The following is a 26,037-nucleotide window of genomic DNA, read 5'->3' on the forward strand; positions in this document are numbered from 1 at the left end:
AAGGAGGGACCGCACATGAACCACACAAAAAAATTATCTTACACTGCTTTATTAATTGCCATTGCGACAGTGACAAGTCCTTTTGTTTCTATCCCAATTGGATTCGCTAGAATTTTTCCTGTTCAGCACTTTGTAAATGTCATCTCTGCCGTCTTGCTCGGACCTGGCTACGCCGTCATTCAAGCATTTGGCACCTCCCTTCTTCGGAATATGTTTGGGACAGGCTCCATCTTTGCTTTTCCTGGAAGTATGGTAGGAGCTCTATTTGCTGGTATTTTGTATAAGTACACAAAAAAATTAAATATTAGTACAGCCGGAGAAGTTATTGGTACAGGAATTATTGGAGCCTTGCTTACATATCCAATTGCCCGTCTTCTACTCGGAGAAACAACTGCTTTATTTGCATTTGTGCCTTCCTTTTTATTAAGTGCATTCACTGGAGGTATTCTTGCCTATGCGTTACTTAAAATGTTTGAACAAAGAAATATATTACAACGGATCCGCTCTTAAAAAGATTTGATGCAGCCCTTGTAAAAAAATCTAAAAACGAATATTATTAAACATGGTTTTTTAAAAGTTCGTTTTTAGGGTGATCATTCATGTTGGAAAAGCTATTTAAACTACAGGCTAACAATACTAATACAAAAACAGAGCTGCTCGCCGGAATAACGACATTTTTAACAATGGCTTACATTGTAGTTGTTAATCCGATCATTCTTTCCGATGCAGGCGTTCCTTTTGAACATGTCTTTATGGCAACCATTATAGCTACAGTTGTTGGGACATTGTGGATGGCTGTTTTTGCTAATTATCCAATTGCGGTTGCACCAGGGATGGGGTTAAATGCTTATTTTGCTTACTCCGTAGTCGGAGCAAATGACCAAATCGGATACGAAGCAGCATTTGGGGCTGTTTTTGTGTCTGGAGTGTTATTTGTCATACTTTCCTTGACTCCTTTTCGGGAAAAATTAATTGAAGCTATACCCTCCAATTTAAAATATGGCATAACTGCTGGCATCGGGTTATTTATCGCTTTTATCGGTTTGAGAATGAGCGGGCTGATTGTAGCTCATCCAGAAAATCTAGTAGCTCTAGGTGATCTGCAGTCTCCTCAAGTGCTTCTTACATTGATCGGGCTTGGCATTACTATTATTTTCATGGCCATGAATGTCAATAGTGCCTTATTTTTAGGGATGGTTATTACCGGAATTATTGCATTTTTTACCGGCCACTTGAGTTTTGAAGATGGTTTTACCTCTGCTCCGCCTAATCCGGAATGGTTTATATTCGGCTCTCCACTAGAAGCCTTTATTGATGTTTTTCAATACGGTCTTTACGCTGTAGTATTTTCTTTTTTACTTGTTACTATTTTTGATACCACTGGTACAATGATCGGTGTTGCAGAGCAAGCAGGACTGATGAAAGGCAATAAAATGCCAAGAGTACGGCAAGCTCTATTAGCTGACTCAGTTGCAAAAACAGTCGGTTCTATTTTTGGGACAAGTCCGACTAGTGCTTATATAGAGTCCTCTTCAGGAGTAGCAGCTGGCGGCAGAACAGGACTTACAACCATAACGGTGGCAGTACTGTTTATTCTGGCGATCTTTTTTGGGCCTGCAGTGAGTGCTGTTTCTGGACTTCCTGCTATCACTTCTCCTGTCCTAATTATTGTAGGAAGCCTGATGCTCGGATCCGTTTCACAAATCAAATGGCAAGAATTTGATGAGGCTTTTCCTGCCTTTTTAGTAATTTTAAGCATGCCATTAACATCAAGTATTGCTACTGGAATCGCTTTTGGTTTTATTTCTCATCCATTGATTAAATGCGTTAAAGGAAAGGGAAAGACTGTTCATCCGCTCGTTTATGTCTTCGCTGTCCTGTTTTTATTCCAGCTCATTTATTTACCGCATTAAACTCAGCAGGTAAAAATATTCATAGAAAAAGGAATGGTAAATGTGTCGGAGTTTACTCATTTTAATGAACAAGGCCGTGCCAAAATGGTTGACATTACAGAAAAAAAAGAAACTGCACGTATAGCAATAGCAAGATCTAGTATCACAGTGACTAAAGCAGTATACGACCAGATTCAGGAAGGCACAAACAAAAAGGGAGACGTATTTGCCGTTTCTCAGGTAGCAGGAATTATGGGAGCCAAAAAAACAGCAGATATTATACCAATGTGTCACCCGCTTTCCTTAAATGGAGTGGATATTCAATTTGAATGGTCTGTTACCGAGGATGAAGAATATACCATTCTCATCACCTCTGAAGTAAAAGTAAAAGGGAACACAGGGGTTGAAATGGAAGCTCTCACAGCCGCTTCCACTGCAGCACTCACGATTTACGATATGTGTAAAGCAGTCGATAAAGGCATGATCATCGGTCCAACTTACTTGTTAAAGAAAACCGGTGGTAAAAACGGGGACTTTGAAAGAGAATAAGAAGAAATGCGAGTACCCCTTGACGCTATTGGAAACGTTTGTATCCAAGTGGTGGAATTGGCAGTTTTGCATATACTTTTATCCTTTAACAAAATTAAATTCCAAAGTACAAAAAAGCCAGAGCGCAGGTTGTAAAAGACCTGATGCTCTGGCTTTTTATTATCCAATTACGTTAAAGCCTAAAAGTAAGACAGCTATAATTAAAATAATACAAGCAGCCCATAAACCGCCTTGAGGTTCATTTCTCTTTTTACGAGCAACCAGCATTTCCATCACGGCAATAAGTATAATGGCAAGCACTCCTTTTAAAATATAAAGAAGCGGGAAATTATAAAAGAAGAGCGTTCCAATACCTGTTATTATCATGATTAGTGCAAACAAGCGCTGCAGCATCAAGGTGATCTTTTGTTTTGTGAAAAAATAACTAATAACAAAAAACAAGATCAAAAAAAACCATGAACCTGCATGAGATTCGTAAAAAATGCTTTCCATCGTGCTCATTTCTCCTTTTTTAGAAATTAAGTTTTACATGTTTTCACTCTATCTTCTCTTCCCAATATATAGAACTAAAATACCCTCTGCAAGGGATTACCCCTATTGTTAAAAGAAGTATCACTTTTCTCTCAAGTGTTATGAGATAAGCTTTAATCCAATTACTGCTGACACGATTAATGCTATACAGCTTATCCTAAATAAACTTTTGGATTCACCGTACCAAAAGATTCCTGCAAGTGCTCCCCCCGCTGCTCCTATTCCTGTCCACACCGCATAGGCGGTGCCCATTGACAGGGTTTCCATAGCTAAAGACAAAAATATAAAACTTAAACCAAACCCTGCTATCATCAAAACAAAAGCTGTTTTACTTTTTTCGGTATGTAACTTATTAATCATGGTAACTCCTGTCATCTCAAAAAATCCGGCAATTATTAAATAAAACCATGCCATTACATGCGAACCTCCTTCTGCTTCTCTGGTGTTTCATCACCTGCCAATTTGAGACCAATAACCCCAATTAACAGAACAAGGATCAAAATGATTTTCATGACCTTTATAGGTTCTCCAAAGAAGATAATATCAGCCAAAACAGTTCCTGCTGTTCCAAGTCCAACAAACACAGCATAAGCGGTGCCGACAGGAAGATTTTTTCCAGCCATAACCAATAGATGAAAACTAACATACATTGCAAAAAGTGTTCCTCCCCACTCCATAACAGTAGAGGCATACTTTAAACCAATTACCCACATGACTTCAAATACAGCAGCCGTAATAACTTTTAACCATTCTATATTCATTACATTTCACCTCAAAGAAGCCCGAGAGTCCTCATTGTTGAAGATCTCCCGGGCTTTTCTCCCTCCGTGCCACAGTTGGTACTGTGTGTTTTCTCTCGGACCAGGCCTAAATAAGCGGAACCCTAGAAAACAATGTGTATTTTTATTATAACGAAAAAACTGACTTAGTGGAATAAATTTCATAAGTGCTATTTTGATTATCAAAAACGAACATGATATCGATTGTAGCGGAAAGCGTCCGTCTGAAGCGAAAATCGAAAGATAACGAGGAAATTTTATTAATGTTCGTTTATACTGATATAGAAATGAATGATGAAATTCTTGCAGTGTCATAAAAATTTTGCTTTCCGTTAATTTCTTATTCTGTATTCTAAACTATACTTCTTTACAAAAAGTCCCGTGCTTATTTATTGGTTTTCATACCACCTGTCTCCATATATATTTTTGCGTGGTTTGCACAGCCTAATAAATGTCGGTTCACCCCCCCATTTCAGAATACCTGAAATTATAAAAGGAGACCTATAATGATCTCATTGAGGAGGATGATCATGGGTATATTAAGCGGAAATCAATATGAAGAACCGATGCATTACGGGGAAGTTTTTAGTTTGTGGACGTATTTAACTGGACTAAAAGGAGCTATTTCTAGTTACCAAACCTATATGAACCACGCTGGAGACGCTGATTTGTTCAAATTGCTTGAAGACATGGTAGATGGAGCAAGACGAGAAGAAATGGAAATTGAACAAGTGTTAAAAGAAAACGGCGTTGGGCTGCCTCCTTCCCCTCCGGAAAGACCTTACTCTCATCCGGAAGATATTCCGATAGGAGCGCGCTTTAACGATCCGGAAATATCAGCAATGATTGCCAAAGATATAGCGACCGGTTTGGTTAGCTGCAGCCAAATCATTGGAGAAAGTACCCGTGAAGACATTGCTATGTTATTCGGTCAATATCACACGAATAAAGCACAAGCAGGTGCGAAGGTACTGCGAATGAACAAAGAAAAAGGCTGGCTTGTTTTACCACCGCTTCATATGAATGCTCCTCAAGGGGTAACCGTATAACAAATATCGGGAGAGACCTTTATGGTCCTCCCTTATTTGAATTGCTTGTTGTTTGAAACCGGATGATGCTTGGTTACTGCTTCTGTAAATACATTTTGCGGATTTTCAACCTCTGTTAACGATTTACCCAAAAGCTGTTCAAGATCCCCGACTGTTATCGGCCGTTTCTTAGGCATCCACTCAAACCCTAGCTGTCCGTTTGATTCTAATGTTGCTGTTTTCAAATCAGCTGGGTTAGTTATCCCCTGCTGCCTTAATCTCAATTCTAATTGATCCACTGTAAATCGAAGTTGTTTTAGCTGATCATACTGAATTTGACCATCTCTAATCACTATTTTGGATTTTCCAGTCAAAAGTTTTTCAATCGCATTAAATTTGACCTGCAAGTACTCCATGAGAAGCAAAAAACCAATAAAGATAGCCGAAGAAACGATCGTCTTCCAGATAGAAGTTTCTATTATTGGCTGAATAATCAGTGACCCTATAGAAATCATAATGACGGTTTGAGCTACTGTCATTTGACTGATTGATTTTCTCCCAGCCACTCTTAAAAGCAGCAAGCCACCTAATACAAGAACGACTGATTCCCAAATAAAATTCATAATATCCCTCCCTATTATCCACTCTTATGATTCCTTATTATGTGGAGCTCGGGAAAGAAAATTCTACCTTGTTATGTTTTAAAACAAGTTTAGCATCAAATGTCTTTTTTCCTTTAAAGCCTTTTAACAAACGAGTTTCCCCTTTCTCGCACAGCTGTCTGATTTGTGCGGGTGTAATTGTCTTTTTTAATATCGTTTTATTAAAGGTTTGTCTGCATCCATTTTTATACTCCGTGCAGCCATAAAATGATTGTCGCTGCACAATGTTTCCTTTTTTACAGGCGGGACAAAGAGCAATTGGATCATTTGCTGTCTTTTTTCTAAAATTTCTCTTTTGCGCAGGTAAACCTTCTGTATTGACTTTTAAGTTGTCCACTTCTAACGTTGCCGAAGCGACAAGCTTTTTTGTAAAAGCAGCGGTATTACTAATAAATGTTTGTTTTTGTGCCTCTCCCTGCCCTATTTTTTTAAGAAACATTTCCCATTTTGCTGTCATTTCCGGTTTGGATAAAAGCGTGCCTTCCACGGCCTGACAGAGTATTTCTCCTTTTTTAGTGACATAAACAATGTTCTTTTTCACTTCGATATACTCTTGTCGAATGAGTGTTTTAATAATTCCGCTTCGTGTTGCTTCTGTCCCAAGTCCTTCTGCTTCCTTTAAAACAGCCTTCGCTTCTTCATCATCTTCAATAACCTGTCCGCACGTTTTCATCATGTTTATAAGCTGTCCTTCTGTGTATGGTTTTGGCGGTTTTGTCATCTCTTTATTAATATGGATAAAAGCGTCAGCCTGTAAACCTTTGTGTACTGGCGGAAGTTCTGGAAGCTGCTGTTTTCCTTGTTTTTGTTTAGTAACTCCGCTGTCAAACAGCTCTTTCCAGCCTCTTGCTTTTTCTACTTTGCCTTTACTATAAAAATTCAATCCTTTTACATCGGTTATCACATTTGTTTCTTCAAATTCATAATCGTAATGAAACATGGCCAATACGCTTTTTACGATTTCAAAATAAATATTTTTTTGATCTGTGCGCAGCTTTTGAATAGCTGCTTCAGTTGGAAGTTTTTTCGTTGGAATAATAGCATAGTGTTCTTTAACTTTGCTGTCGTCTACATATCTTTTTTTGGGCTGAAAGGACGAAGGTTCAAACATATAACCGGTTAACTTTTGATAAGAGCATAGATTTTTTTGAATATAGGCGAATTCGTTTTTAGTAATATGCTGTGTGTCTGTTCTTGGATAAGTGACAAGCTTCAACGGCTGGTCGTAAAGAGATTGCACTATTTCCAATGTTTTAGACGGGCTGTATTTATATTTCTTATTAGCCAAAGTCTGGAGTGTTGAAAGGGAATGAAGCATGGGAGGCTTCACCCGCTTTTGTGAAACGTTTACTTCCTTCACTTCACATCTGTCTTTGGAGGCAATTCCATGTTTGTCTAATACACTTTTGGCTTCTTCGTTTGTTTTGTAACGTTTTTTCGTTTTCCCTTCGTATGAGCCCCTATCTGTTTTAAATTGAGCTTTCACTTCAAAAAATGGCTCTGGTGTGAACTCTTCCATTTCTTTTTGACGTTCATAAATAAGTTTCAAGGTTGGTGTCTGTACTCTCCCTACACTAAAAACATGTTGTATTCCCTTTTTCTGCAAAAGCAATGTATATAAACGGCTGGCATTCATACCGACTACCCAGTCTGAAATTTGCCTGGCTTGAGCTTCTTCGTACAAGGTTACATATTGCTCGGCCTGATGGAGCTGCTCAAATCCTTTTTTCACTTCATCTTTTTCCAAACTGTTAATCCAAAGACGCCGGGTCGGTTTATGCTCTGCCCCCGCATGATATATAATGCTCCTTGCAATATTTTCGCCTTCGCGGTCGCAATCAGTAGCAATAATAATTTCGTTAGTTTCTTGGAGAAGCCTTCGAACAATCTGGAACTGTTTTCTCGTTTTATAGCTAGGCTTAAATTGGAATGTGTTTGGTATCATAGGAAGCTGTGAGAGATTCCAGCGTTTCCAAGAAGGTTCGTACTCAGCCGGAGACCTTAATTCCACTAAATGACCAACTCCCCATGTCAGCAGCGCGCCATTTGGAAAAACAGAACAAGCTGGAATAATTATAAATCCTTCTTTCTTACTTCCTTTTGGAAAAGCTTCGGCATAAGCTTTTGCCTGACTCGGTTTTTCGGCTAAAATAACAGGCATTTTCTTCGCTCCTTGATTTTTTATTCTGTTTACAATAAGAACGAATGTTCCTTCCATCATTATAGATCATTTTGCTATTCTAGGAAACGTGATAAACTTTTATAGTGTTAAGGAGTTATATTTCAGTTGGAGGTAATACTTGTGAGCCAATTAAAAGAAACTGGCTTTGCCTATTATGACTTAATAAATATGATTAAATATGAAGGAATAGAAACAGATCTAGAGCAGTTGACAAGTGCTTTTGACAACCTGCCGCCTGATGAATATGCCCCTCAATTAAATCGTTACCGGCGTTATGCCAGGGCTGTTATCATGCCTAAAACATATCAAATTCAATGGCTTCCTGAATCCGAAGTGAATGGAAAAGCCTATTACGAATACTTTCAAGGCAGCTTTAACCCGGAATATACCGGTGAATATCGGCGTTTTCCTTCGCTGACAAAGGATACGATGACCAATAGACTACTTGAAGAAATTATTCGTTTTGATTTTAAAGAAACGTTTTGGATGAGAGAAGATGCGTTAATGCCCGTTCATGCGGGAATCCACTTTGTGAAATTGCAAGTCGAAAAAGAGGGGGATGTGGCCGTATCATCACCAAACAACCTTCATCAAGACGGCGAACCCTTTACCTTTGCTCACTTAATTAGAAGACGAAACATTACTGGCGGGATGAATGCTATTTCTAATCCTTCTCAGCGCGGCAACATGCCGGAGGACTTGAATGAAAAAGATATAACGACTTCTTTTTATTTAGAAAACCCTTTAGAATCTTACGGTGTGTATGATCCCTTAGTTACACATTATGTCGGTGAGGTAGAAAAAGGAGATGCAGACGGTCCAGGAGAACGATCGGCTATACTTATTGATTTTCAGCCGACAGTCATTGCTAATCCTGATGAAGTTCGAAGCATGCGTGGGGAAACAAAGGAAATGGTGTTTGTTTAGAAATTGTTACTAGAGAAAGAGCTAATCCAAAAAGTATACCTATGGTTAGCTCTTTCGTATTTTTCAATGGTGAGGCATACTGCCATTAATTAACAGAGCTCAACGAAACAAGCTCATAGTGGAGAGTAGTACAACCTGCACCCCACTCCACTTTTGTAATAATTGCTCTTCCAAAGGGTGCTTTTTCTTCGGTCGTTTGAATCGGTAATTTAGTGTCAAGCGGAAACATGTGATATCCTTCTTTTTTTAAACGAAAAGAGCGTTCCCCTAAGCGTTCTGCTTTTTTTTGAGTAATAATTTCCCAGTTCATTTCCATAGAGAAACCCATTTTATTACCCTTCTTTCTTTATACTTTAAATTTTTTATTTTACTTAAGAGAATAAAGTATTAGAAAAATTAGGTGTCCAGTAAAGTTTTTTATACACAACTTATCATTTATATTCCACACTCTCCCCCTAAATACCTTCACATCATTTATAACAGGAGATAAGCAATCACTACTCCCGTGCCCCCAAACATTAAAGCAAACGGCAAATTCCAAAGTGTAAGCTGATAAGGTTGTCGTTTCATATACTGGCTCATCATAGTAATCGGTACGTTAAATGTTCCTGCTGCATCATTTGCAAGCGTAGCAGTAATCATCACAATTGCTATGCTAAGCGGGTTTATCTCTTGTAAAAATGGTTCTACAAACAGTCCCTGCATACTAATTGTAACTAGCGGATGTACCCCAGCACACGCCAACCCAAGAGCACTAAGCTGTAATAATAATAATAACAAAATAGGAGTTTCTCCTATCCCCGTCATAGAGGCGCGCACAGCTGCAAAAATATTCGTTTGTTCTACAATTTCATTAAAAAGCCCTAAAGTTAAAAAAAGCAGCATAAAGTTTTGCATGGTATTAATCTGTCTGGGCCATGTAAGAATATTATAGCGTCTAAAAGTTCTCATTCGTTTAATACCTGCCGCCCATATAAAAGTGTAAGGGAAGATAACAATAATAATGGCTTCGAAAAAATCAATACCTATAAGCAAATGCACCATAGATGCCGTACTAATAAACAACACAAGAAACAGCACCATTGTTACCAATTTTCGTCCTTCTTTTTTTGTGATAAATCGTTTCGGGCCAGTTTCATTCACAATCGAATATTTACGATACTTTCCTGCCAGAAGCCAATCGAGCATTAACATAAGAATCGAGAAACCAAAGAGCCAAGGCAGGATGCTTAAATACGAAACACTTGTAATGCCAAGGACCAGCGCAATATATACTTCAATCGGACTCCACACATTCACGCTAGCAAACGAGCGAAGCATTGACTGCGTGGCAAATCGATGGAACACGTCCTGTGAAAATCCATTTAAACGCTTCTCGACAAACCGGTACACAATAGGAATGGCTGAAAGAAATATAAACAGCCCCAACACATAATGTGTAAAGGATGTTCTACGATAAAACTGCGCTAAATCAGCAGTATTTGATTGTAATAACCGGTATAAAGACCGTTCATATCTGCCGACAATCATAAAATGATTTATAAGCGGAATCATGTACAATAGCGATAGTAATAACCCCATTGAGGTGAAATAAAACGGAACATCCTTTATCGGGAGGTTATACACCAAAAATAAGAAAACAGAAACACTAAAAAATACCGCGGCTAACACCTGATAGGTGCGGCTTGCTCCATAAAAAGATATAAAAAATGCAGCAATTCCAAGCAAGCCTATTCCGTAAAGTAAACTATTATTTTCTATAAAAATATGAATGACATATAAGAACACATACATCGTGTATGTTAAAAACTTAAACCCCTGCATACGTTTTCCTCGCTTCTTTTGTCAAGTTTTATGGTAAAAACAGTAGTAGTTTTTAAAGAACACTGTGTTCCGTACGGCATTCTTTAAACGTATCATAACCGTATATAATAAATCGCTTTTACCGTTCCATCCAAATGATCTGCTATAACACACCATTGCTTTATTTTTTATATGGAAAAACAAGAGAGAATTGCTTTTTTTTCTTCTTTGCAATGAATTTCTTTTTTCTCGAAAATACTGCTAACAAAATAGAAGAGAATACCAGCACTATCCCAAGACTTTGCCAAACCGTCAGAATATCGTTAAATACCGTAACTCCTACCATGATAGCTACAATTGGTTCTACGGTAGATAAGATCGCGGCGTGGCTGGATTCGATATACTTTAAGCCCGCTGTATATAATACATAAGCTAAAATGGTTGATATGAGCACGCTTCCCACAGCATATACCCATGTCATAGGATGAGTAAACGGCTTTACGTTTTGTTCCAAATTACTGATCGGTAATAAAAAGATACTGCCGCAAAGCATAGAATAGGCCGTAATCGTAACGGAATGATATTTTCTGCTCACAAATTTCCCAATAACACTATACAGTGCACAAAAAAATCCAGAAGCTACTCCTATCATTAGTACGGTGAATGTTATATTCATTGCCCCTCCCGGCAGCAAACCCGCAACAAGGCTGCAGCCAGCCAGTGTAAGTATAATTGCTGCGATTTTATTAAGAGTCAGGGGCTCCTTGAATATAAACCTTGACATGAGAGCTACAAATACTGGGCTGGTGTAAAGCAGCACCACTGCAACAGAAAGAGATGACTGCTCCATTACCGTAAAATAACACCAGTTAAACAACGCAATGCTGACAACACCAAGACCAACAAAATGAGGAATGTCGCGAATAAATATTTTTAAAAGATAGGGTCGTATGATGCTGACTAGGGCGAACATTATAATCGTGGAGAGCACCATACGAACGGTGACTACCTGGATCGGAGAAAGACCAAAAATATAAAGGTTTTGTACAAAAAGGCCGGTTAGACCCCAAAAGGATGCTCCAGCTACAGTAATTCCATATGCAGTCATTGAACGCATTGCCATCACCTTCTTTTTTCTCTTAGGTCTCTCTAAAAGAGGATGTACTGCTTTTTTACTGGGGAATGATTTATTTTTGGAGGAGCCCCCCTATTTTCTCACCTCTTTTTTAAAAAAACCATACAAACCAATATTATAATAAAATAGTTTTGACCATTGTTTGACGATATATTTAGAGTACCAATTACAGGTTCAGGAAAAGGGTATGATGATGTTAAATGCCATAGTTTTACTTCTAGTGTTCTTACAGTGTAAATAAAATAACCAGCTGACTTATACCTTTTTAAGATAAGTCAGCTGGTTAATCTTTAACGCCGCCAGGTCTTTTTTTCAATTTTTAATTCTCACGCCCTTCTATATTAGAGTCAGGATCGTCATTGTTTAAAGTTTTACTTGTGAAATGATATTCATACCTTCTCACCGGCATATTATCCTGTGCCGTTTCTTCGTACACTCTGCTGACTGAAGAACGATCTTCTTTTTCTAAGTCCTTTATAAGGTGTCCGATATCTTGTATAAATTGATTAATCATGTGAAGTCTCCTCTTTCTTTTCCATTATCGAAGATTCATTTTCCAGGCGTTGTTCCAGCTGTTTTACCCTCTTTTGCAGTGACTGATTTTCTTCTTGTAATTTGTTAGCGTGAGAGGAATAGTGCGGATCGTTTTCCCACCAATCCATGCCGATTTCTTTTGCTTTATCAACAGAAGCAACAATAAGTCTAATTTTTATCGTTAACAACTCTACATCGGCTAAATTAATTTTGATATCCCCTGCAATAACGACCCCTTTATCTAGTACTGTCTCTAACACATCTACTAAACTATTCGATTCTACTGGATGTTCTACAGGCATGTGGAAGCCTCCTTCTAATACTTTTTTATAGTAAATTCCCAAGTGGTCCCAAGTCTATATTCAAATCTTCATCATCAAGATTGAAAATTTCTTTCATTTCTTCCATTTTTTCCTCTAATTTCATTAAAGCTGTTCCTAACTGTTCTATTTGTTCTTCTGTTAAATCTCCCCCTTCCACTCTTCTCATTGCTTGCTTTTCTACAAGCTGCCTGAGCAATTCAATAACAGTTAATACAATTTGTGACAATCCTTCTTCTGCTTTTTCCGGGTCAAGAGAAATGCGCCCTTGCGGCTCGTGTATTTGCATGGAAGAAAGTGATTTTGTTTTATCCACTTTCAAATGGCCTCCTTTCTATTAAGACGGGTGTACCCTTGCGTCTGTTTCTTTTACCTTTTCTACAGATGCAAGTAAAATACGTAAATCTAAATACACTAAATCAATATCAGCAATGGAAATGGTAAGATCTCCGCGTATAACAACCCCTTTGTCAAGCACAGCATCTAAAATATCCAGCAGCGATACATCTTTATTTTCCAGGCTCTCTTGCTGCATGGCTTTCACCTCATTCCTTAAACTGTGAAAAGTGGTATGCTGGCCAAGGTCCAGTTATTTCGTAGATAAGCCCAGTATTACCCTTTTCTGCCTCTTCTTTTTTTGATTGGAGACAGTCTAAAAACTGCTCCTTTTGATTTTTTTTTAAAAGATAAACACTGTTCCAGCACATTTCTTCCTTTCTGCCTGTTATTTTCTTTTCCCAGTTCTTTTTTAACTCCGTATCCATACTATATTGTGCTAGCTTCTCATGAAACTTCTCACAAAGTGAGATCATATCTGCTTTGGCTTTTTCATCCACCCATTCATTCATTTTCTTTTTGGCAAAAAATTGCTTTCCTGGAGACAGTTGATTTATTTCTTCTTTTTTCTTTTTTACTTCGCTATCGTTTTCCATAAAAGAGGAAACAAATTGATCTTTATCTGCATAGATTTTCACATTCCATTCTTCCTTATTTTTCAATTGTTCAAGCATAGTTAGAATGTTATTGTCCTGATTCTCAACTACTTTTTCCAACCGGCTTTTTGTCTCATGAATCGTACCAAATTTTAAAGGCAGAACGGTGAAGTGTGTATGTAGTTGATTCATCAGGTTGTGGTGATGATATGCTTTTTCCTGCAGCCACCGGAGATTTTCTACATTTTTTTGTAAATTGGCTTCCGAATACTCTTCTTCCGGCACTTTCGTTACAGCTGCCGTAATCTCTTTAAATGATATAAATTCCACTTCATAAGGAGCTTCTATTCCTTCTAAAGAATCAATCTCTGTCTGCTCATACTCTCTTCTTGGTATAAATGCATATAAATAAATCAAGGTATCCGTTTGGGCAGATACATCCATTTTTCTTACTCCTTTCTAATCCTCGATTTCCTCCTGCTCTCTTTCTTTAGCTATTCGAAAGCGGGCTAGTAGTTCTTCTTCTTGTTCGTCAAATTCATCTTCCGTTATATCTCCCATTTCATATAACATTTGGACATGAGCAAGTTTTTTCTGGATATGATCAAGGTCGTAAAGTTCTTTGTCCACTTCTTCTTTCACTTTTTCCCCTACGGTTATAACCGTATCAAGCGGCCACGTAAATAATTTGTGTATCATGTAGCGCTCTTCGCTTTTAGCTTAATGTCTATAAAGTTGTAAGCAGGCCAAGGGCCAGTATATTTAAATTCTGTTTTATCCTGCCATTTTTCGTACAGTTCATTAACTAGTTCATCAAACTTCTCTTCTTTCTCTAAATCAATGAGAAAAGAAGCATTTAAAAGCATTCGCTCACTAATCACTTCGTTGCTGACTGAAGAATCAGCGATTTCCGCCAATGGAGAAAATATTTCATTCTCCATTCTTTCATGCAGCCCTCTTACAAAACGCTCCGCACGCTCTCCAAGCTGAATTTGATCATAATAACTTTCTTGTTTTGATTTCTGTTTTGTTTTATCTTTTAATTTTTTTATATCAGATTGCTGACTGGCTTCTTGGTTTAGCCATTCTTTTTTCCCAATTACTTTTAAACCGACTTCTATTTTGTTGTTTATCTTTGGAAAGATCTCTTTTAATTGCTCCTCTAGTTGCTCTAGTAAAAGGTAAACATCTTCGTTCGTTTTTAATACGGTGCCAAAACTCATCGGAACAACCGTAAACTTTTTCATCACTTTTGCTATCGTCTCCTGATGAGCTTTTGCATTTTTACGGCTTGGTTCGTACACTTTGATAGGAGCATCAGCCACGACCATAGCGTAATTTTTATAGTGAACGGTATATACGTTCCTTTCTTCCCCAGCTAGAGCAACACTGCCAAAGGTTTGATTTTCCTCTGTTTTTATTGCACAAAAAAGGTAACATCCGAATTCTTCAGCCATTCTGCTTCACTCCTTATCCCGTTTTCTTTAACTCTTGTTTGATTAATCGTTCCGCTTTATTCTGGTTTTCGTATCCTTTACACTTCATGACATAAGCGCTGACCATATCAGAGCACACATCGGCAAATGTGTTGTTTTCATTATTTATAGATATATTGTTTTTCTTACAAATTTCAGCGATCATAACCGCTGTTCGAAAACTTGGTCCTTGTTCTTTTTTTTCTTCGCACGTTTTTCTGATTCGTGAAATAAACGTTACGATAATACCTGCTTCTCTTGATGTTAAATTCGTTTTCTTTGCCAGCATCCGCGTTTCCGTTTTTTCATCCTCATTTTCTATAGGAATGGTAATCAATCTATCCATCAAAGCATCTTGAGTATGATACACACCAACGAATTCTTTCGGATTGCTTGTGAAAATCACCTTAAAGTTAGGATGGACCCGGATAAATGAATCCTTTTGTTTCATTCCGTACAAAGGCAATACACCTTCTTCTAAAACAGAAAGAAATAAATTGTTTGTCTCTGGTTTAGAGCGAGTGAACTCATCATAAACAACGGTATATCCTTTTTTAACAGCTTCCATTAATCGACCGGGACTCCATTGCTCTGTAAGGTTTTCTTCTTTTTTGTATACGGTTCTAACGTAATTATCTATCACCTTTTTAGATGTATAACCAGTGAAACCGCCCAACAAATCCGTGTTAGAAAGTTCATGGTTACCGTGAAGAAGCATAACAGGCTGTTCAAATTGACGGGCTAATTCGAGTGCCATTGATGTTTTCCCAACTCCGGACGGTCCGGTGAAGTGAACAGGAAAACCGGCTTCTATATATTTTTTTGTCCGCGAGAGTAACGCTGCTTTTTCTTTTGTTTTTATAAAATGTTCTTCTTGTTTTGAAGCATCTTTCTCTTCTTGATTTTCTGTAAAAGTAGATGACTTTTGATATTCATTCTTTTCCTCATCTGTTTTTTCTTTTGTTTTTAATGGTGTGTTATTCACCGCCATTACGTTTACCCCCCTTCGTTTTTATCTAACGGTGCACTTCTAGGACGCAGGCTGACCCGTTCAAAAGAAATCACTTCCATGTCTTGATCTAGCTTAGCTTCATACACTCCAAGCAGTTGGTCTTTGGCGTAAGCTTTCATATATTCTTTTTCTTCTATTACTTCTAGTTCAACATCCCATCCATTTTCTTGTTTAACTACAGAGGTAATGCGAAAAGGCGGCTGAACATATTTAGAAAAAAACTCGTGCACTGTTGAGATTATTTCTTCCATTTTCATGTCTTTTCACCTCTACATTGTAAGAAAAGCGCGAGCGCCTTAAAAGAAGGAAGTTCGGCTACGAGCGTCACGTCCTGTGACAACGCCGAACTGACTCCCATCCTGGGAGCCCGCGAAAAGTCCTGGAGGGCCGGCATATGGAAAGCTGATCTTTGCTTTCCATTGATGGACCGAAGGAACCCCGAGCGGGCAGGCGCTGTAGCTAGACATTTAAATAAAACGCCAAATATTTATGTTTCTTACCTTGATAGGAAAACTTGGCTTGCTGCCGAGTCCTATGGCAGAAAGCGTAGTTTTGCTTATACTTTGATCCTTTAATAAAGTTAAATATTCCTAAAGTATAAGAACCAGAGACTCTGAAAACACTATTTCAGAGTCTCCTCGCTAACCGAACTTTCCAACTATGCAAAATTCAACTGCTGCTGGCCTCTTTCATTAGTACCTGACTCATCATCTATTTCACCTTGCACTTCATCTCTTAGAAGGCCAACCGCTTCTGCATATCTCAACCACGTATCCACGCTTGCAATAACTACGCGTGCTTCAACAGTGATCAATTCGATTCCGACAAGGGAGACCCTTGCGTATAAATCAATAACAATGCCTTTATCGAGAATACGATCAATCACTTCTGCTAAGCTGGATGAATCTGTACTCTTTTGGATAGCTGCCACACTGATCAGCTCCTTTATGTTACTTTTTTAATATTATTTGCTCCTTTAATGTCTGTCGCACCTTTTACATCAACGGGCCCTTTTATATCAGAAGGTTTCTTTATACCACTATGATCTTTATCTCCTCCGATATTTTCTTTGATTTCTTCTTTAGCTTCTTCTCCTTTTTCTTTTACTTCACCCTTAAGCTGCTGGAGATTATCTTTTGCTTCCTGTCCTTTATCTTTCAGTTGCTCTTTGGCATCAATTAAATTTTCTTCCACGTGTTCTTTCGCTTTACGAATTTTTTCAAATGCGTCATAAAACTTTTTAGCTATGACAGTGGCTGCCGCGGCATTTTTTAGCTTCTGTGATTCTTCTACTTGTTCGAACGCTTCTTCTTTGGCTGCTTCTTTTGCTTGTTCTTTTTTGGCTGATAATTTGGAGAATCCATTTTTTTTCATGACATATATAGCTCCTCCTGTAACACTAATGCCTGCAGCAGCACCTGCTATTATTTTTTGTTTATTTATTTTGGAAGCTTCTTCAGAAATCGCATTTCACCACCTTTGTCGTAAAGACTTTACAAACTCCTTTCCCGGGAGTACCCTTGAGTATTCTGCAACTTTCGCACTCATTGTTGCATAGAAGAAAATGATGATTTTTTACTATGTAGGCTCCTTTGAATCAATTGCATCTTTTATTCTGAGCACGTAAAATAAAAAAAGTGTTCAAAGTATGTCCAATTGCATTTTGATATAGAAATAGACGAGGCGCTTGATTTCTGTTTCAACTTGATTTAAATTACTTAATACACAAAGGGGGTCTTAAAAATGGAAAGTAATAAAGAGGAATCCTGGTTTGAAAAAGGTGAATTATTGATTTATGACCAAAAAGAATGCAGAGTAATAGCAGAATACGAAAGAACTGTCTGTGTAGAATTTACCGATTATCCTTTCGCCGGAGAGGAAGAAGAATATCCTTATCCGCGAGTTATACTTCTTAAAAACGAAGTAAAACGGCCTTCTTAAAAGGTTTTCTGCTTTCTGCAAACAGCAAAAAGCGCTGGTTTTAATTCCAGCGCTTTTTTTCGTTAAAGCTGTAAAAGCGGTGCAGTCGATTAACATCCAAATCCTTTCCTCCTATCAAACAAACGGACTAAGAAAAGCGCAAGCTCCTTGCCCACGAGCGACAAGTCCTGGATGGTCTGCATATGGAAAGCTGATCTTTACTTTCCATTGACGAACCGAAGGAATCTCAAGCAAGTAGGCTTTGGAGCTAGACATGTAAAACGCCAAATATTTATAATTTCCCTTGATCAATTTGCAAAAACATGTTTGCCGATTTGCAGTTTAGTTGTTCTGGTTAAAATCCAATCTGAGGTAGCAATAACTGGATTGTAATAATAATGGGATCCTTGTGATGGGTCACGTCCTCGCCAGGCTTCTCTTACGGCTTGATACGCAGCTGCGTTTGGTTCAAGATAATACTGACCATCTTGTACAGCTGTAAAAGCATTTCTTTCAGTTATCACCTCTTCTACCGTTTCCGGAAATTGCGAAGAGTTGAGACGATTACGAATCACGGCTGCTACTGCCACTTGGCCTTCAAAAGACTCGCCCCTTGCTTCCCCGTGTACCGTTTGGGCCATTTGTTTAACGTCTTCTACCTTTCTCAATGTGTTTGCTCCACTAATTCCATCAACCCCAAGACCAAAGTCATTTTGAAATTGTTGAACAGCTTGGTCTGTCAGCGGTCCATAATATCCAGTAGCATCACTATGTAAATACCCCATGTTGATCAAAACCTCCTGCAGCTCCTTAACAGAAGTCCCCCTGTCTTCTTTTTTTAAAACACCTTGGTGAGCATCTGCATTCTCAATAATGACAGAAAAAAATATTCCCGCCATCATCCAGATCACCGCTTGTTTCCATATCGCTTTTTCCATTCCATTGACCTCCTTCCCTTATTGCCATCCCCTTTTTTGTTTGTTATAAACGCAATTTTTACACATTTAAAGAAACAAAGAAGATTGTCCTAATAAGCGGAATAAAATGTATGGTTTGGATGTACCACTTTCCTCTTTTTCTTTCAAAAAGTTGATTCTTTAACAAAGTTAAACATAAGAAAAGCGCAAGCGCCTTGCTCACGAGCAACCGCCGGCATATGGAAAGCTGATCTTTGCTTTCCATTGACGAACCGAAGGAATCTCGAGCGAGTAGGCGCTCGAGCTCGACATCAAAAACGCCAAATATTTATAATTTCTTACCTTTTTAAAAAGCCGGTCCGTTATTGAAAGGACCAGCTTTCATTAAGCTCTTTTATCTGCTCTTTTCGGAGGTTTTTTGAAATATGATTTTTCTTCTTTCAGAGCTTTAAATAGGGCATATATCATAAACAGCGTTATAATGGAAAAAGGGAAAGCTGCAACAATCATCGTGTTTTCTAATGCTTGCAACCCCCCCGAATAAAGGAGAATAACTGCTGTAGCAGAAAGCATAATACCCCAAATGAATTTTACGCTTGTTTCGGGATTTAAAGAACCATGTGAGGTTTGCATACCAAGTACAAACGTAGCTGAATCTGCAGATGTGATGAAAAAGGTAGCAATTAAAGTAGTTGCTATTATCGACATGACTGTACCGAATGGAAAATTCTCAAACACTCCGAATAAAGCTTCTTCTGCGGCCATTTCAGAAATAGCTGCCGTGCCTTCTGATTCAAGTAAGATAGACGCTCCGCCAAATACAGAAAACCATAAAAAACCGACTAGTGAAGGAACAAGCAGTACGCCTGCAGTAAATTCACGTAATGTTCGACCTTTCGAAACTCTGGCAATAAACGTTCCTACAAAGGGAGACCAAGCTATCCACCAAGCCCAGTAGAAAATAGTCCAGCTGTCGATCCATTCTCGCGCCTCTTTTTCCAATGGCGCGATACGAAAACTCATGCTTGGCAGCGTTTGAACATATTTTCCTATCGTATCTGTAAAAAGGTTTAGTGAAAATAGAGTAGGACCAAGGACAAGCATAAACACAAAAAGGAGTACTGCAAGAAGCATATTCACATTGCTAAGAATTTTAATCCCTTTATTTAACCCTGTGGACGCAGATATGAGAAACAAAAATGTGACAATCGCAATAATAGCAAATTGCATCCAAAACGTATTCGGGACACCTGTTAAAAATGATAACCCGCCATTGATTTGCACCGCCCCAAAACCAAGAGTAGTCGCGATACCAGAAACCGTCGCTGTGACAGCCAGGACATCAATCGTTTTTCCTAAAGCCCCGTCTGTTTTCATGATAGGACTTAATGTTGCACTAATCATTCCTGGAGCGTCTTTTCTAAACTTAAAATACGCAAGACAAATCGCTATAATCGCATAAATTCCCCATGCATGTACACCCCAATGAAAATAAGTAAACCGCATGGCCTCCAAAATAGCTTCATTTGTTTCTTCAGTAACAGTAGGTGAATTTGTTGCATAGTGATAAACTGGTTCTGCTGCTCCCCAAAACACAAGCCCAATTCCCATTCCTGCACTAAACAGCATTGCAAACCATGTTGGAAGGCTGTAATCCGGTTTATCATCAGGTTTTCCAAGTTTGATTTTTCCATATGGACTTATAATAAAATACAGACAAACAATAACAAAGATGGAAACCACAATTAAATAATACCAGCCAAATCGATTAGTAATAAATGTTTTCGCTGCTGCCGTTCCGTTTTCTAACGCATCAGGAGCTATTACACCGACAATAATAGCTAGAATCAAAATTATCATGGTACTATTAAAAACAGTACCCGTTTTTCCTTTCTCCATACTTACCACCTCCTCACTTCGATAAATATTAGTATAATGTTTTTTCGTTTTTCTTATCCATCATGATCTTTTACACTATTTTCCTAATTATCTGGTACGATAGAATCAAAAATGAGTTATTGAGGTAAAGGTAAATGGAACTCTTTGCTGCATTTCTCCTATCATTAGCCACTCTCTCACCGCTTGTTAAAAATACGTTATATCCAGCTGGATATAACCTCGAGTTAAGTGAAAATAAGACAAGAGTGCTAAAAAGAGGATGCTGGAGGAAGAATCAATGATCATATTAAACGGCGCTTTACTTCACGAGCAAATCAATCATTTTCAATCACTTGACATCACCCTTGCTATTGTTTGTTTTGCCCTCATTATTGGAATACAATCATTTATTAAAGTGAAAAACCATAAAGCACATTATTCCCTGGTTTTCTTCCATCGTTACTGGTTTTGCTAATTAATAGTATTCTAATTTCTCCTAGTCCAACATGAAGATTTAACAGAAGGATGGAATTTATTAGAAGAAGAAATACTAAAATCCTCTACCTAGAGAGATACACATTCTTATTTGTACTAGCCCCACCTCTTATTGAAAACATAGGTGGAATTAGTTCAATTAAAATGACTTCTTTTGCTGCAGTGGTATAAAATAAGAATGGTCGCAGCCAAAGGAGTGAAAACATGGATTTATTTAATCTAAACAATATGGAAGAACGGCTGACAGCCCTTAAAAAAGCAGTTTATCCTTTTTCAGAGCGAGCTTATATACATGATAAAAAAGGATCTTTTCCTGTAGAAAATATTCAAGAATTAAAAGATATCGGTTATACAGCTTTAACCGTTCCTAAAGATTATGGGGGAAAAGAGATATCACTTTTAGAACTGGTGAAATCACAAGAAATAATTGGAAAAGCTGATGGATCTACTGCATTATCGATTGGCTGGCATATGGGAATTGTAAAAAACATCGGAGAGCAAAAAAGCTGGCCTGAAGAGCTTTATGAGTACTTTTGCAATGAAGCTCTTCACCGTGGCGCTTTGCTCAACAATACTGCAACAGAACCAGCAACAGGCAGTCCTACACGAGGTGGAAAACCGGAAACAACTGCTGTGTTTAGTTCAGATCAGTGGAAGATCAATGGACGTAAGACATTTACTACAATGGCTCCAGTCCTTGACTATTTTGTCGTAAGCGCCACCATCCCAAAAGAAGACAAAGTGGCGAACTTTCTCATTCCTCGTGAAAGCGAAGGACTTACTATTAAAGAAACATGGGACTCCATTGCCATGAGAGGAACAGGCAGTGATGACCTTGTATTGGAAAATGTACGTATTCCAAAACACTATCTTGTATCTTATCTGACGCCAGGAGATAAACCAGCAGCAGGATGGCTGCTTCACATTCCTGCTTGCTATCTTGGAATCGCAAAAGCAGCACAAGAATACGCTATTCAATTTGCCACAGAATATTCTCCCAACAGTATTAAAGGCACCATATCAGATTTGCCTAACGTAAGACAGAAAATCGGCGAAATCGAACTGCTTGCTCAAAAAAGCAGTCACTTCCTGTACAGTGTAGCTAAAAAATGGGATGAATCCTCTAACGAAAAAAGACAAGAAATGAAACCAGAGCTTGGAGCAGTAAAATACAGCGTTGTAAATGATGCTATCACTATGGTTGACTTAGCGATGAGAATAGCTGGTGCGAAAAGCTTATCCAGCCAAAATCCGCTGCAGCGTTATTATAGGGATGTCAGAGCTGGGCTTCACAATCCGCCAATGGACGATATGACCATTATGCTGCTAGCTTCTGAATCCATAAACAGAGCTGGAACATCGTCCTAACGAGTCCAGCTTTGTTTCACTATCTTCCACTAACGTACTTTTAGAAAACCTGATTTTCACCAATGAATTACGGGGAAACCGCCGTTTGTCTGATTCTGCTAGTTATTACATACACTAACTTCTTGTTTATGTTTCCTTATGATGTGGAACAAATAAAACAGTTTCATTTCTCAGGCTACCTAAAGGAGGAAGTAAACATGGATATCAGACAACGACAAACAGATGGTCAACCCCCTCAGACACAGTCAAGACAACCTGGTATTGAATCGGAAATGAACCCTTTACCTGTTCAGCCAAAAGAATACAAAGGCAGCGATAAACTAAAAGGACGAGTTGCTTTGATCACAGGTGGAGACAGCGGCATCGGCCGTGCTGTTTCAATGGTATATGCTAAAGAAGGAGCTCACGTTGCAATTGCTTACTTGGACGAACACGAAGATGCAAAAGAAACGAAAAAACTGGTGGAAGCAGAAGGGGTTAAATGCTTACTTCTTTCTGGAGATTTAAAAAAAGAAGCTTTTTGCAAAGACATTGTACGAAAAACCGTAGACGAATTTGGACAGTTAGATATTGTAGTGAACAATGCAGCTGTTCAATATGTACGAGATGATATTTTTGGTGTTTCTACAGAACAACTAGAAGAAACGTTTCAGACGAATTTTTATTCCTATTTCCACGTAACCAAAGCAGCAATCCCCCACTTAAAAGCAGGAAGCTCAATCATTAACACTACATCAATAAATGCTTATCGCGGAAATCCAAGTCTCATTGACTATTCAGCAACAAAAGGTGCTATTGTCGCTTTTACACGAAGCCTCGCAGAGCCGCTAGCAAAAGATGGTATAAGAATTAATATGGTGGCACCTGGACCCGTTTGGACGCCATTAATTCCTTCCACTTTCCCAGCTGAGGGCGTGGAACAATTTGGTACAAATAGTCCGATGGGCCGCCCCGGACAACCGTCCGAACATGCTGGTGCTTACGTGCTGCTTGCTTCTGAAGAGTCTTCCTATATGACCGGTCAATCGATTCACATCAATGGCGGAGAATTTATTTCTTCTTAAGAAAATTACACAGAGTCATTACTTTTTGCTGACGGTATCAAATGACGAAGACAGTTGTCGTTTTTTTATGACAACTGTCTATCTTTACTGATATATAAAAATATTAGCGTGGATGAATCATTGTGATCGTCAAAATTTTGAGGAAATCAGTATAAGCAGCTAGGCAATCGCCTTCACCTAACAGTTTGGCGCTAGTCAAATTTTATTTCGGCCTTATTTTCGTTTTAGTGGTAAGGAGCACACCGCTGATCACCACGAGAGCTCCGAGCACTTGAACGATTGTAATATTTTCGCCTAAAAAAAGAAGCGATCCTATTATAGTGAAAACAGGCAGTAAATTAAGAAATACAGACGCCTGTGATGGGCCGACTTCTTCGACCCCTTTATTCCAAAGTATTAATGCAATGAGAGAAGGAAAAATGCCCAAATATACTAAACCTAATGAATGATTGAGTTGAAAAACTGCCGGAAAACCACCTATAACCCACCATTCTATAACTGCAATTGGAAATAGCACAATATTTGCAATTGTCAGCATGACCAACAAGCTTCCGTATATTGGAAATTTCATCATATGGAATTTCACTAAAATGGAATAAGCGACCCATGTCAGAACAGCCGCAATCATTATGACGTCTCCACTATTAAACGCAAGGTCACGAATTACCTGCCAGGATCCTTCTGTAATAACCCAAACAGCACCGCCAACTGATAAAATCACACCTAGCAATTGAACGCCAAACAATTTCTCTTTTAAAAAAAGCATACTAAACAAAATGGTTACTACCGGAATAGCAGACTCCATAATCGCTACATTGGTTGAACTTGTAAATTGCAAAGATGCATAAATAAACGAATTAAAAAAAGCCACCCCTGTAAGGGCCAGGCCTAATAACGGCTTCCACTCTTGTCGAAAAACAGTCTGATACTGTTTAGCCTGTCTCAAGCCAATTGGAAAAACGACTAACAATGCAATAAATACACGAAAAAACGCAATCGTATAAGGAGGAAGCTCATTGATCGCCTTACCTACAATAATATTTCCTGAAAAGATAATCGAAGTGATTAGTAAAAACAAATATGCTTTCATAACAAAATCCCCTTTATCTGCGTCCTCTTTATTTTACATCCTTTTGAGAATAAGGGTAAGGATTTTTATGAAATGATAAAATCCACTTCAAAAATCCAATTATAAACCGAAGTTATTAATAACGTACAATTGTTAAATTTAACAGGGGTGGGGGGAAATTGAAAAAAATGTTGTCACCATTTTCAAAACAACAAAAGAAAACGTTTCTATTAAACAAAGAGCGTACTGATATTAAAATGAATGTAAGCGGTCATGAAGACTTACAGAGACAATTGGCCATTATTCAGTTTTCAAAAGAAGACCTTCAAGTCATTAAGAGCCTCGAATCGTTTGTTATTGAACATATCACAGAGATTACAGATGATTTTTATAAAACAGTCACCAGTCAGCCAGGTTTATTAGAAATCATTGAAAACAACAGCACTGTTGACCGACTCAAACAAACGTTCACCACCCATATTAAAGAAATGTTTTTTGGACAGATTGATGACTCTTTTATAGAAAAAAGAAAAAAAATTGCCTATGCTCATGTAAGAATAGGGCTCAAAACAAAGTGGTACATGGCTTCTTTTGAAAAACTTTACCATTCTCTTATCGCTGTGTACAAATCTTATATAAAAGAACCAAGTGAACTCATAGAAGCCATTACAACAACGAGCAAGCTATTAAACTTTGAACAGCAAATTGTTTTAGAAGAATATGAAAAAGAACATGAACGAATCCGGCAAGAACGTGCTGAGGCTCAAGAAGAAATGAGCAAAAATGTTAGTGAAACTGCGGGTGAACTTGCTTCTATTTCCTCTCAAACAAACGATGCGGCAGGAAGTTTAAAACAGCAATCCAATGACACGATGACTATAGCAAAAGAAGGTACCGAATTGGCTGTTCAATCACAGGGACGGGCAGAAAACGGAAAAGAGCAGCTTCAGCTCGTTCGAAAAAATATGAATCAAGTAAATGAGAGCGTCACTGGTATTGCAGATCATGTCCAAAAGCTAAATAACATTTCCAGTCAAATGAACGAAGTGATTGAATTAGTTGACAAAGTCTCCGAACAAACTAATTTATTGGCATTAAATGCCTCTATAGAAGCGACGAGAGCCGGCGAGCATGGCAAAGGATTTGCTGTTGTGGCAGGGGAAATCAGAAAGCTTTCTACCCAGACAAAAACATCAACGGCTAGAATTGCAGAATTAATTGATAACTCAAAAGAGCAAGGTCAGCTAGTAACATCCTCCGTCGACGGCATAGGAAAAATAGTGGAAAAGGGATCAGAAAACGTGGAGTTCACGAGTGAGCACTTTGATGATATCTTGAGTGCGATGAGTCAAACAAAAAATAAAAATGACAGTATTGAAAAAGAACTAGAGAAACTATTACAGTCAGTAGAAGCTATTGAAAAAGCTTCTAGTGAAGTAGCTGCTTCAGCCAGCCAGCTTGACGCCGCTACCGATGAGTTCCGTTTTTCCAATGAAAAATAGCGGAACAAAAGTCCATGAAAAGTAAGAAGCTGCTTCCTTTTGAACAGCTTCTTTCTGTATATT

General features: G+C 38.3%; 34 protein-coding genes and 1 riboswitch. Of the genes, 10 read left to right on the forward strand and 24 right to left on the reverse strand.

Going from position 1 to position 26,037, the window contains the following annotated elements:
- Positions 1-15 precede the first annotated feature (15 nt).
- From thiW to moaC, 3 genes are all read left to right on the forward strand, one after another.
- Positions 16-510 carry an energy coupling factor transporter S component ThiW gene (thiW, locus tag FZF09_RS14605; RefSeq protein ID WP_158737346.1) on the forward strand — a complete coding sequence of 165 codons (495 nt, stop codon included), beginning with the start codon at positions 16-18 and terminating at the stop codon, positions 508-510.
- Positions 511-599: 89 nt separating this feature from the next.
- Positions 600-1,913: an NCS2 family permease gene (locus tag FZF09_RS14610; protein ID WP_158737347.1), complete on the forward strand. Its 1,314-nt coding sequence runs from the start codon at positions 600-602 to the stop codon at positions 1,911-1,913.
- Positions 1,914-1,955: 42 nt separating this feature from the next.
- Positions 1,956-2,441, forward strand: coding sequence for a cyclic pyranopterin monophosphate synthase MoaC (gene moaC / locus FZF09_RS14615; protein WP_158737348.1), 486 nt, complete (start codon positions 1,956-1,958; stop codon positions 2,439-2,441).
- A gap of 159 nt (positions 2,442-2,600) precedes the next feature.
- Here the strand turns inward: moaC and FZF09_RS14620 are convergent, their stop codons facing one another.
- The 3 genes from FZF09_RS14620 to FZF09_RS14630 form a co-directional block, all read right to left on the reverse strand.
- Positions 2,601-2,933: a DUF1516 family protein gene (locus tag FZF09_RS14620; RefSeq protein ID WP_158737349.1), complete on the reverse strand. Its 333-nt coding sequence runs from the start codon at positions 2,931-2,933 to the stop codon at positions 2,601-2,603.
- Positions 2,934-3,071: 138 nt separating this feature from the next.
- On the reverse strand, positions 3,072-3,386 hold the full coding sequence (locus FZF09_RS14625; RefSeq protein WP_158737350.1) for a DMT family transporter: 315 nt from the start codon (positions 3,384-3,386) through the stop codon (positions 3,072-3,074).
- A complete protein-coding gene (locus tag FZF09_RS14630) occupies positions 3,386-3,733 on the reverse strand; it encodes a DMT family transporter (protein ID WP_304503069.1) in 348 nt (115 codons plus the stop codon). Before FZF09_RS14630 ends, FZF09_RS14625 begins: the two co-directional genes overlap by 1 nt.
- Positions 3,734-3,776: 43 nt before the next feature.
- Positions 3,777-3,870, reverse strand: a riboswitch (guanidine-I (ykkC/yxkD leader).
- A gap of 411 nt (positions 3,871-4,281) precedes the next feature.
- On the opposite strand from FZF09_RS14630, the gene FZF09_RS14635 reads away from it, so the two are divergent.
- Positions 4,282-4,800, forward strand: coding sequence for a DUF3231 family protein (locus FZF09_RS14635; RefSeq protein WP_158737351.1), 519 nt, complete (start codon positions 4,282-4,284; stop codon positions 4,798-4,800).
- Positions 4,801-4,832: 32 nt separating this feature from the next.
- Here FZF09_RS14635 and FZF09_RS14640 read toward each other — a convergent pair whose 3' ends face one another.
- Positions 4,833-5,402: a DUF421 domain-containing protein gene (locus tag FZF09_RS14640; protein WP_158737352.1), complete on the reverse strand. Its 570-nt coding sequence runs from the start codon at positions 5,400-5,402 to the stop codon at positions 4,833-4,835.
- A gap of 37 nt (positions 5,403-5,439) precedes the next feature.
- Entirely contained in the window at positions 5,440-7,602 is a 2,163-nt protein-coding gene (locus FZF09_RS14645) for a type IA DNA topoisomerase (protein WP_158737353.1), read from the reverse strand.
- Positions 7,603-7,743: 141 nt separating this feature from the next.
- On the opposite strand from FZF09_RS14645, the gene FZF09_RS14650 reads away from it, so the two are divergent.
- Positions 7,744-8,550, forward strand: a complete 807-nt coding sequence (locus FZF09_RS14650; protein ID WP_158737354.1) for a 2OG-Fe dioxygenase family protein — start codon at positions 7,744-7,746, stop codon at positions 8,548-8,550.
- 85 nt (positions 8,551-8,635) lie between these two features.
- Here FZF09_RS14650 and FZF09_RS14655 read toward each other — a convergent pair whose 3' ends face one another.
- From FZF09_RS14655 to FZF09_RS14725, 15 genes are all read right to left on the reverse strand, one after another.
- Positions 8,636-8,878 carry a DUF2584 family protein gene (locus FZF09_RS14655; RefSeq protein WP_158737355.1) on the reverse strand — a complete coding sequence of 81 codons (243 nt, stop codon included), beginning with the start codon at positions 8,876-8,878 and terminating at the stop codon, positions 8,636-8,638.
- Between the two features lie 146 nt (positions 8,879-9,024).
- A complete protein-coding gene (locus FZF09_RS14660) occupies positions 9,025-10,374 on the reverse strand; it encodes a hypothetical protein (RefSeq protein ID WP_158737356.1) in 1,350 nt (449 codons plus the stop codon).
- Between the two features lie 160 nt (positions 10,375-10,534).
- Positions 10,535-11,470: a DMT family transporter gene (locus FZF09_RS14665; protein WP_158737357.1), complete on the reverse strand. Its 936-nt coding sequence runs from the start codon at positions 11,468-11,470 to the stop codon at positions 10,535-10,537.
- 337 nt (positions 11,471-11,807) lie between these two features.
- Positions 11,808-12,002, reverse strand: coding sequence for a hypothetical protein (locus FZF09_RS14670; RefSeq protein WP_158737358.1), 195 nt, complete (start codon positions 12,000-12,002; stop codon positions 11,808-11,810).
- Positions 11,995-12,324, reverse strand: coding sequence for a gas vesicle protein (locus FZF09_RS14675; RefSeq protein WP_158737359.1), 330 nt, complete (start codon positions 12,322-12,324; stop codon positions 11,995-11,997). Before FZF09_RS14675 ends, FZF09_RS14670 begins: the two co-directional genes overlap by 8 nt.
- A 25-nt stretch (positions 12,325-12,349) precedes the next feature.
- Entirely contained in the window at positions 12,350-12,631 is a 282-nt protein-coding gene (locus FZF09_RS14680; protein ID WP_158737472.1) for a gas vesicle protein K, read from the reverse strand.
- Positions 12,632-12,679: 48 nt separating this feature from the next.
- Positions 12,680-12,877 (reverse strand): gas vesicle protein, encoded by a 198-nt coding sequence (locus tag FZF09_RS14685; RefSeq protein WP_158737360.1) that lies wholly within the window; start codon positions 12,875-12,877, stop codon positions 12,680-12,682.
- A gap of 10 nt (positions 12,878-12,887) precedes the next feature.
- Complete coding sequence (locus tag FZF09_RS14690) at positions 12,888-13,718, reverse strand: GvpL/GvpF family gas vesicle protein (RefSeq protein WP_158737361.1); 831 nt, start codon at positions 13,716-13,718, stop codon at positions 12,888-12,890.
- Between the two features lie 15 nt (positions 13,719-13,733).
- Positions 13,734-13,973: a gas vesicle protein GvpG gene (locus tag FZF09_RS14695; RefSeq protein WP_158737362.1), complete on the reverse strand. Its 240-nt coding sequence runs from the start codon at positions 13,971-13,973 to the stop codon at positions 13,734-13,736.
- A complete protein-coding gene (locus tag FZF09_RS14700) occupies positions 13,970-14,731 on the reverse strand; it encodes a GvpL/GvpF family gas vesicle protein (RefSeq protein ID WP_158737363.1) in 762 nt (253 codons plus the stop codon). Before FZF09_RS14700 ends, FZF09_RS14695 begins: the two co-directional genes overlap by 4 nt.
- A 13-nt stretch (positions 14,732-14,744) precedes the next feature.
- The gene (gene gvpN, locus FZF09_RS14705; RefSeq protein WP_158737364.1) at positions 14,745-15,740 is read right to left on the reverse strand and encodes a gas vesicle protein GvpN; all 996 of its coding nucleotides are present in this window, start codon (positions 15,738-15,740) and stop codon (positions 14,745-14,747) included.
- Between the two features lie 5 nt (positions 15,741-15,745).
- The gene (gene gvpO / locus FZF09_RS14710; protein WP_158737365.1) at positions 15,746-16,018 is read right to left on the reverse strand and encodes a gas vesicle protein GvpO; all 273 of its coding nucleotides are present in this window, start codon (positions 16,016-16,018) and stop codon (positions 15,746-15,748) included.
- Between the two features lie 39 nt (positions 16,019-16,057).
- Complete coding sequence (locus FZF09_RS14715) at positions 16,058-16,228, reverse strand: hypothetical protein (protein ID WP_158737366.1); 171 nt, start codon at positions 16,226-16,228, stop codon at positions 16,058-16,060.
- A 191-nt stretch (positions 16,229-16,419) separates the two neighbouring features.
- The gene (gene gvpA, locus FZF09_RS14720) at positions 16,420-16,692 is read right to left on the reverse strand and encodes a gas vesicle structural protein GvpA (RefSeq protein WP_158737367.1); all 273 of its coding nucleotides are present in this window, start codon (positions 16,690-16,692) and stop codon (positions 16,420-16,422) included.
- Between the two features lie 14 nt (positions 16,693-16,706).
- Positions 16,707-17,135: a hypothetical protein gene (locus tag FZF09_RS14725; RefSeq protein ID WP_158737368.1), complete on the reverse strand. Its 429-nt coding sequence runs from the start codon at positions 17,133-17,135 to the stop codon at positions 16,707-16,709.
- Positions 17,136-17,504: 369 nt separating this feature from the next.
- On the opposite strand from FZF09_RS14725, the gene FZF09_RS14730 reads away from it, so the two are divergent.
- Positions 17,505-17,702, forward strand: a complete 198-nt coding sequence (locus tag FZF09_RS14730; protein ID WP_158737369.1) for a hypothetical protein — start codon at positions 17,505-17,507, stop codon at positions 17,700-17,702.
- 114 nt (positions 17,703-17,816) lie between these two features.
- Here FZF09_RS14730 and FZF09_RS14735 read toward each other — a convergent pair whose 3' ends face one another.
- From FZF09_RS14735 to FZF09_RS14745, 3 genes are all read right to left on the reverse strand, one after another.
- Positions 17,817-17,957 (reverse strand): hypothetical protein, encoded by a 141-nt coding sequence (locus FZF09_RS14735; protein WP_158737370.1) that lies wholly within the window; start codon positions 17,955-17,957, stop codon positions 17,817-17,819.
- Between the two features lie 32 nt (positions 17,958-17,989).
- Positions 17,990-18,619 carry a cell wall hydrolase gene (locus tag FZF09_RS14740; protein ID WP_158737371.1) on the reverse strand — a complete coding sequence of 210 codons (630 nt, stop codon included), beginning with the start codon at positions 18,617-18,619 and terminating at the stop codon, positions 17,990-17,992.
- Between the two features lie 363 nt (positions 18,620-18,982).
- Entirely contained in the window at positions 18,983-20,497 is a 1,515-nt protein-coding gene (locus tag FZF09_RS14745) for a glycine betaine uptake BCCT transporter (RefSeq protein WP_158737372.1), read from the reverse strand.
- 277 nt (positions 20,498-20,774) lie between these two features.
- Between FZF09_RS14745 and FZF09_RS14750 the strand changes: the two genes are divergently transcribed.
- From FZF09_RS14750 to FZF09_RS14760, 3 genes are all read left to right on the forward strand, one after another.
- Positions 20,775-20,951, forward strand: a complete 177-nt coding sequence (locus FZF09_RS14750) for a hypothetical protein (protein WP_158737373.1) — start codon at positions 20,775-20,777, stop codon at positions 20,949-20,951.
- 224 nt (positions 20,952-21,175) lie between these two features.
- A complete protein-coding gene (locus FZF09_RS14755) occupies positions 21,176-22,339 on the forward strand; it encodes an acyl-CoA dehydrogenase family protein (RefSeq protein ID WP_158737374.1) in 1,164 nt (387 codons plus the stop codon).
- Positions 22,340-22,536: 197 nt separating this feature from the next.
- Positions 22,537-23,403 carry an SDR family oxidoreductase gene (locus FZF09_RS14760; protein ID WP_158737375.1) on the forward strand — a complete coding sequence of 289 codons (867 nt, stop codon included), beginning with the start codon at positions 22,537-22,539 and terminating at the stop codon, positions 23,401-23,403.
- Between the two features lie 202 nt (positions 23,404-23,605).
- Here FZF09_RS14760 and FZF09_RS14765 read toward each other — a convergent pair whose 3' ends face one another.
- Positions 23,606-24,493, reverse strand: a complete 888-nt coding sequence (locus FZF09_RS14765; protein WP_158737376.1) for a DMT family transporter — start codon at positions 24,491-24,493, stop codon at positions 23,606-23,608.
- Positions 24,494-24,660: 167 nt separating this feature from the next.
- Here FZF09_RS14765 and FZF09_RS14770 point away from each other — a divergent pair, with 167 nt between their 5' ends.
- Entirely contained in the window at positions 24,661-25,974 is a 1,314-nt protein-coding gene (locus FZF09_RS14770) for a globin-coupled sensor protein (protein ID WP_233269519.1), read from the forward strand.
- Positions 25,975-26,037: the final 63 nt, after the last annotated feature.

It is taken from the genome of Alteribacillus sp. YIM 98480 (assembly GCF_009765375.1).
GTDB lineage: Bacteria > Bacillota > Bacilli > Bacillales > Marinococcaceae > Alteribacillus.

What these genes read in the sequence shown, in the direction of transcription:
- FZF09_RS14660 (WP_158737356.1), bottom strand. Translation starts at nt 10,374, where the DNA reads ATGCAGGGGTTTAAGTTTTTAACATACACGATGTATGTGTTCTTATAT.
- FZF09_RS14655 (WP_158737355.1), bottom strand. Translation starts at nt 8,878, where the DNA reads ATGGGTTTCTCTATGGAAATGAACTGGGAAATTATTACTCAAAAAAAA.
- FZF09_RS14640 (WP_158737352.1), bottom strand. Translation starts at nt 5,402, where the DNA reads ATGAATTTTATTTGGGAATCAGTCGTTCTTGTATTAGGTGGCTTGCTG.
- gvpO (WP_158737365.1), bottom strand. Translation starts at nt 16,018, where the DNA reads ATGAAAATGGAAGAAATAATCTCAACAGTGCACGAGTTTTTTTCTAAA.
- FZF09_RS14665 (WP_158737357.1), bottom strand. Translation starts at nt 11,470, where the DNA reads ATGCGTTCAATGACTGCATATGGAATTACTGTAGCTGGAGCATCCTTT.
- FZF09_RS14700 (WP_158737363.1), bottom strand. Translation starts at nt 14,731, where the DNA reads ATGGCTGAAGAATTCGGATGTTACCTTTTTTGTGCAATAAAAACAGAG.
- FZF09_RS14635 (WP_158737351.1), top strand. Translation starts at nt 4,282, where the DNA reads ATGGGTATATTAAGCGGAAATCAATATGAAGAACCGATGCATTACGGG.
- FZF09_RS14750 (WP_158737373.1), top strand. Translation starts at nt 20,775, where the DNA reads ATGATCATATTAAACGGCGCTTTACTTCACGAGCAAATCAATCATTTT.
- FZF09_RS14620 (WP_158737349.1), bottom strand. Translation starts at nt 2,933, where the DNA reads ATGGAAAGCATTTTTTACGAATCTCATGCAGGTTCATGGTTTTTTTTG.
- FZF09_RS14630 (WP_304503069.1), bottom strand. Translation starts at nt 3,733, where the DNA reads ATGAATATAGAATGGTTAAAAGTTATTACGGCTGCTGTATTTGAAGTC.
- FZF09_RS14675 (WP_158737359.1), bottom strand. Translation starts at nt 12,324, where the DNA reads ATGCCTGTAGAACATCCAGTAGAATCGAATAGTTTAGTAGATGTGTTA.
- FZF09_RS14745 (WP_158737372.1), bottom strand. Translation starts at nt 20,497, where the DNA reads ATGGAGAAAGGAAAAACGGGTACTGTTTTTAATAGTACCATGATAATT.
- FZF09_RS14625 (WP_158737350.1), bottom strand. Translation starts at nt 3,386, where the DNA reads ATGGCATGGTTTTATTTAATAATTGCCGGATTTTTTGAGATGACAGGA.
- FZF09_RS14680 (WP_158737472.1), bottom strand. Translation starts at nt 12,631, where the DNA reads ATGCAAATACACGAGCCGCAAGGGCGCATTTCTCTTGACCCGGAAAAA.
- FZF09_RS14695 (WP_158737362.1), bottom strand. Translation starts at nt 13,973, where the DNA reads ATGATACACAAATTATTTACGTGGCCGCTTGATACGGTTATAACCGTA.
- gvpN (WP_158737364.1), bottom strand. Translation starts at nt 15,740, where the DNA reads ATGGCGGTGAATAACACACCATTAAAAACAAAAGAAAAAACAGATGAG.
- FZF09_RS14610 (WP_158737347.1), top strand. Translation starts at nt 600, where the DNA reads ATGTTGGAAAAGCTATTTAAACTACAGGCTAACAATACTAATACAAAA.
- FZF09_RS14690 (WP_158737361.1), bottom strand. Translation starts at nt 13,718, where the DNA reads ATGGATGTATCTGCCCAAACGGATACCTTGATTTATTTATATGCATTT.
- FZF09_RS14685 (WP_158737360.1), bottom strand. Translation starts at nt 12,877, where the DNA reads ATGCAGCAAGAGAGCCTGGAAAATAAAGATGTATCGCTGCTGGATATT.
- FZF09_RS14770 (WP_233269519.1), top strand. Translation starts at nt 24,661, where the DNA reads ATGTTGTCACCATTTTCAAAACAACAAAAGAAAACGTTTCTATTAAAC.
- FZF09_RS14735 (WP_158737370.1), bottom strand. Translation starts at nt 17,957, where the DNA reads ATGTCTAGCTCCAAAGCCTACTTGCTTGAGATTCCTTCGGTTCGTCAA.
- FZF09_RS14755 (WP_158737374.1), top strand. Translation starts at nt 21,176, where the DNA reads ATGGATTTATTTAATCTAAACAATATGGAAGAACGGCTGACAGCCCTT.
- FZF09_RS14715 (WP_158737366.1), bottom strand. Translation starts at nt 16,228, where the DNA reads ATGTCTAGCTACAGCGCCTGCCCGCTCGGGGTTCCTTCGGTCCATCAA.
- FZF09_RS14765 (WP_158737376.1), bottom strand. Translation starts at nt 24,493, where the DNA reads ATGAAAGCATATTTGTTTTTACTAATCACTTCGATTATCTTTTCAGGA.
- FZF09_RS14645 (WP_158737353.1), bottom strand. Translation starts at nt 7,602, where the DNA reads ATGCCTGTTATTTTAGCCGAAAAACCGAGTCAGGCAAAAGCTTATGCC.
- FZF09_RS14670 (WP_158737358.1), bottom strand. Translation starts at nt 12,002, where the DNA reads ATGATTAATCAATTTATACAAGATATCGGACACCTTATAAAGGACTTA.
- FZF09_RS14760 (WP_158737375.1), top strand. Translation starts at nt 22,537, where the DNA reads ATGGATATCAGACAACGACAAACAGATGGTCAACCCCCTCAGACACAG.
- thiW (WP_158737346.1), top strand. Translation starts at nt 16, where the DNA reads ATGAACCACACAAAAAAATTATCTTACACTGCTTTATTAATTGCCATT.
- FZF09_RS14730 (WP_158737369.1), top strand. Translation starts at nt 17,505, where the DNA reads ATGGAAAGTAATAAAGAGGAATCCTGGTTTGAAAAAGGTGAATTATTG.
- FZF09_RS14740 (WP_158737371.1), bottom strand. Translation starts at nt 18,619, where the DNA reads ATGGAAAAAGCGATATGGAAACAAGCGGTGATCTGGATGATGGCGGGA.
- FZF09_RS14725 (WP_158737368.1), bottom strand. Translation starts at nt 17,135, where the DNA reads ATGAAAAAAAATGGATTCTCCAAATTATCAGCCAAAAAAGAACAAGCA.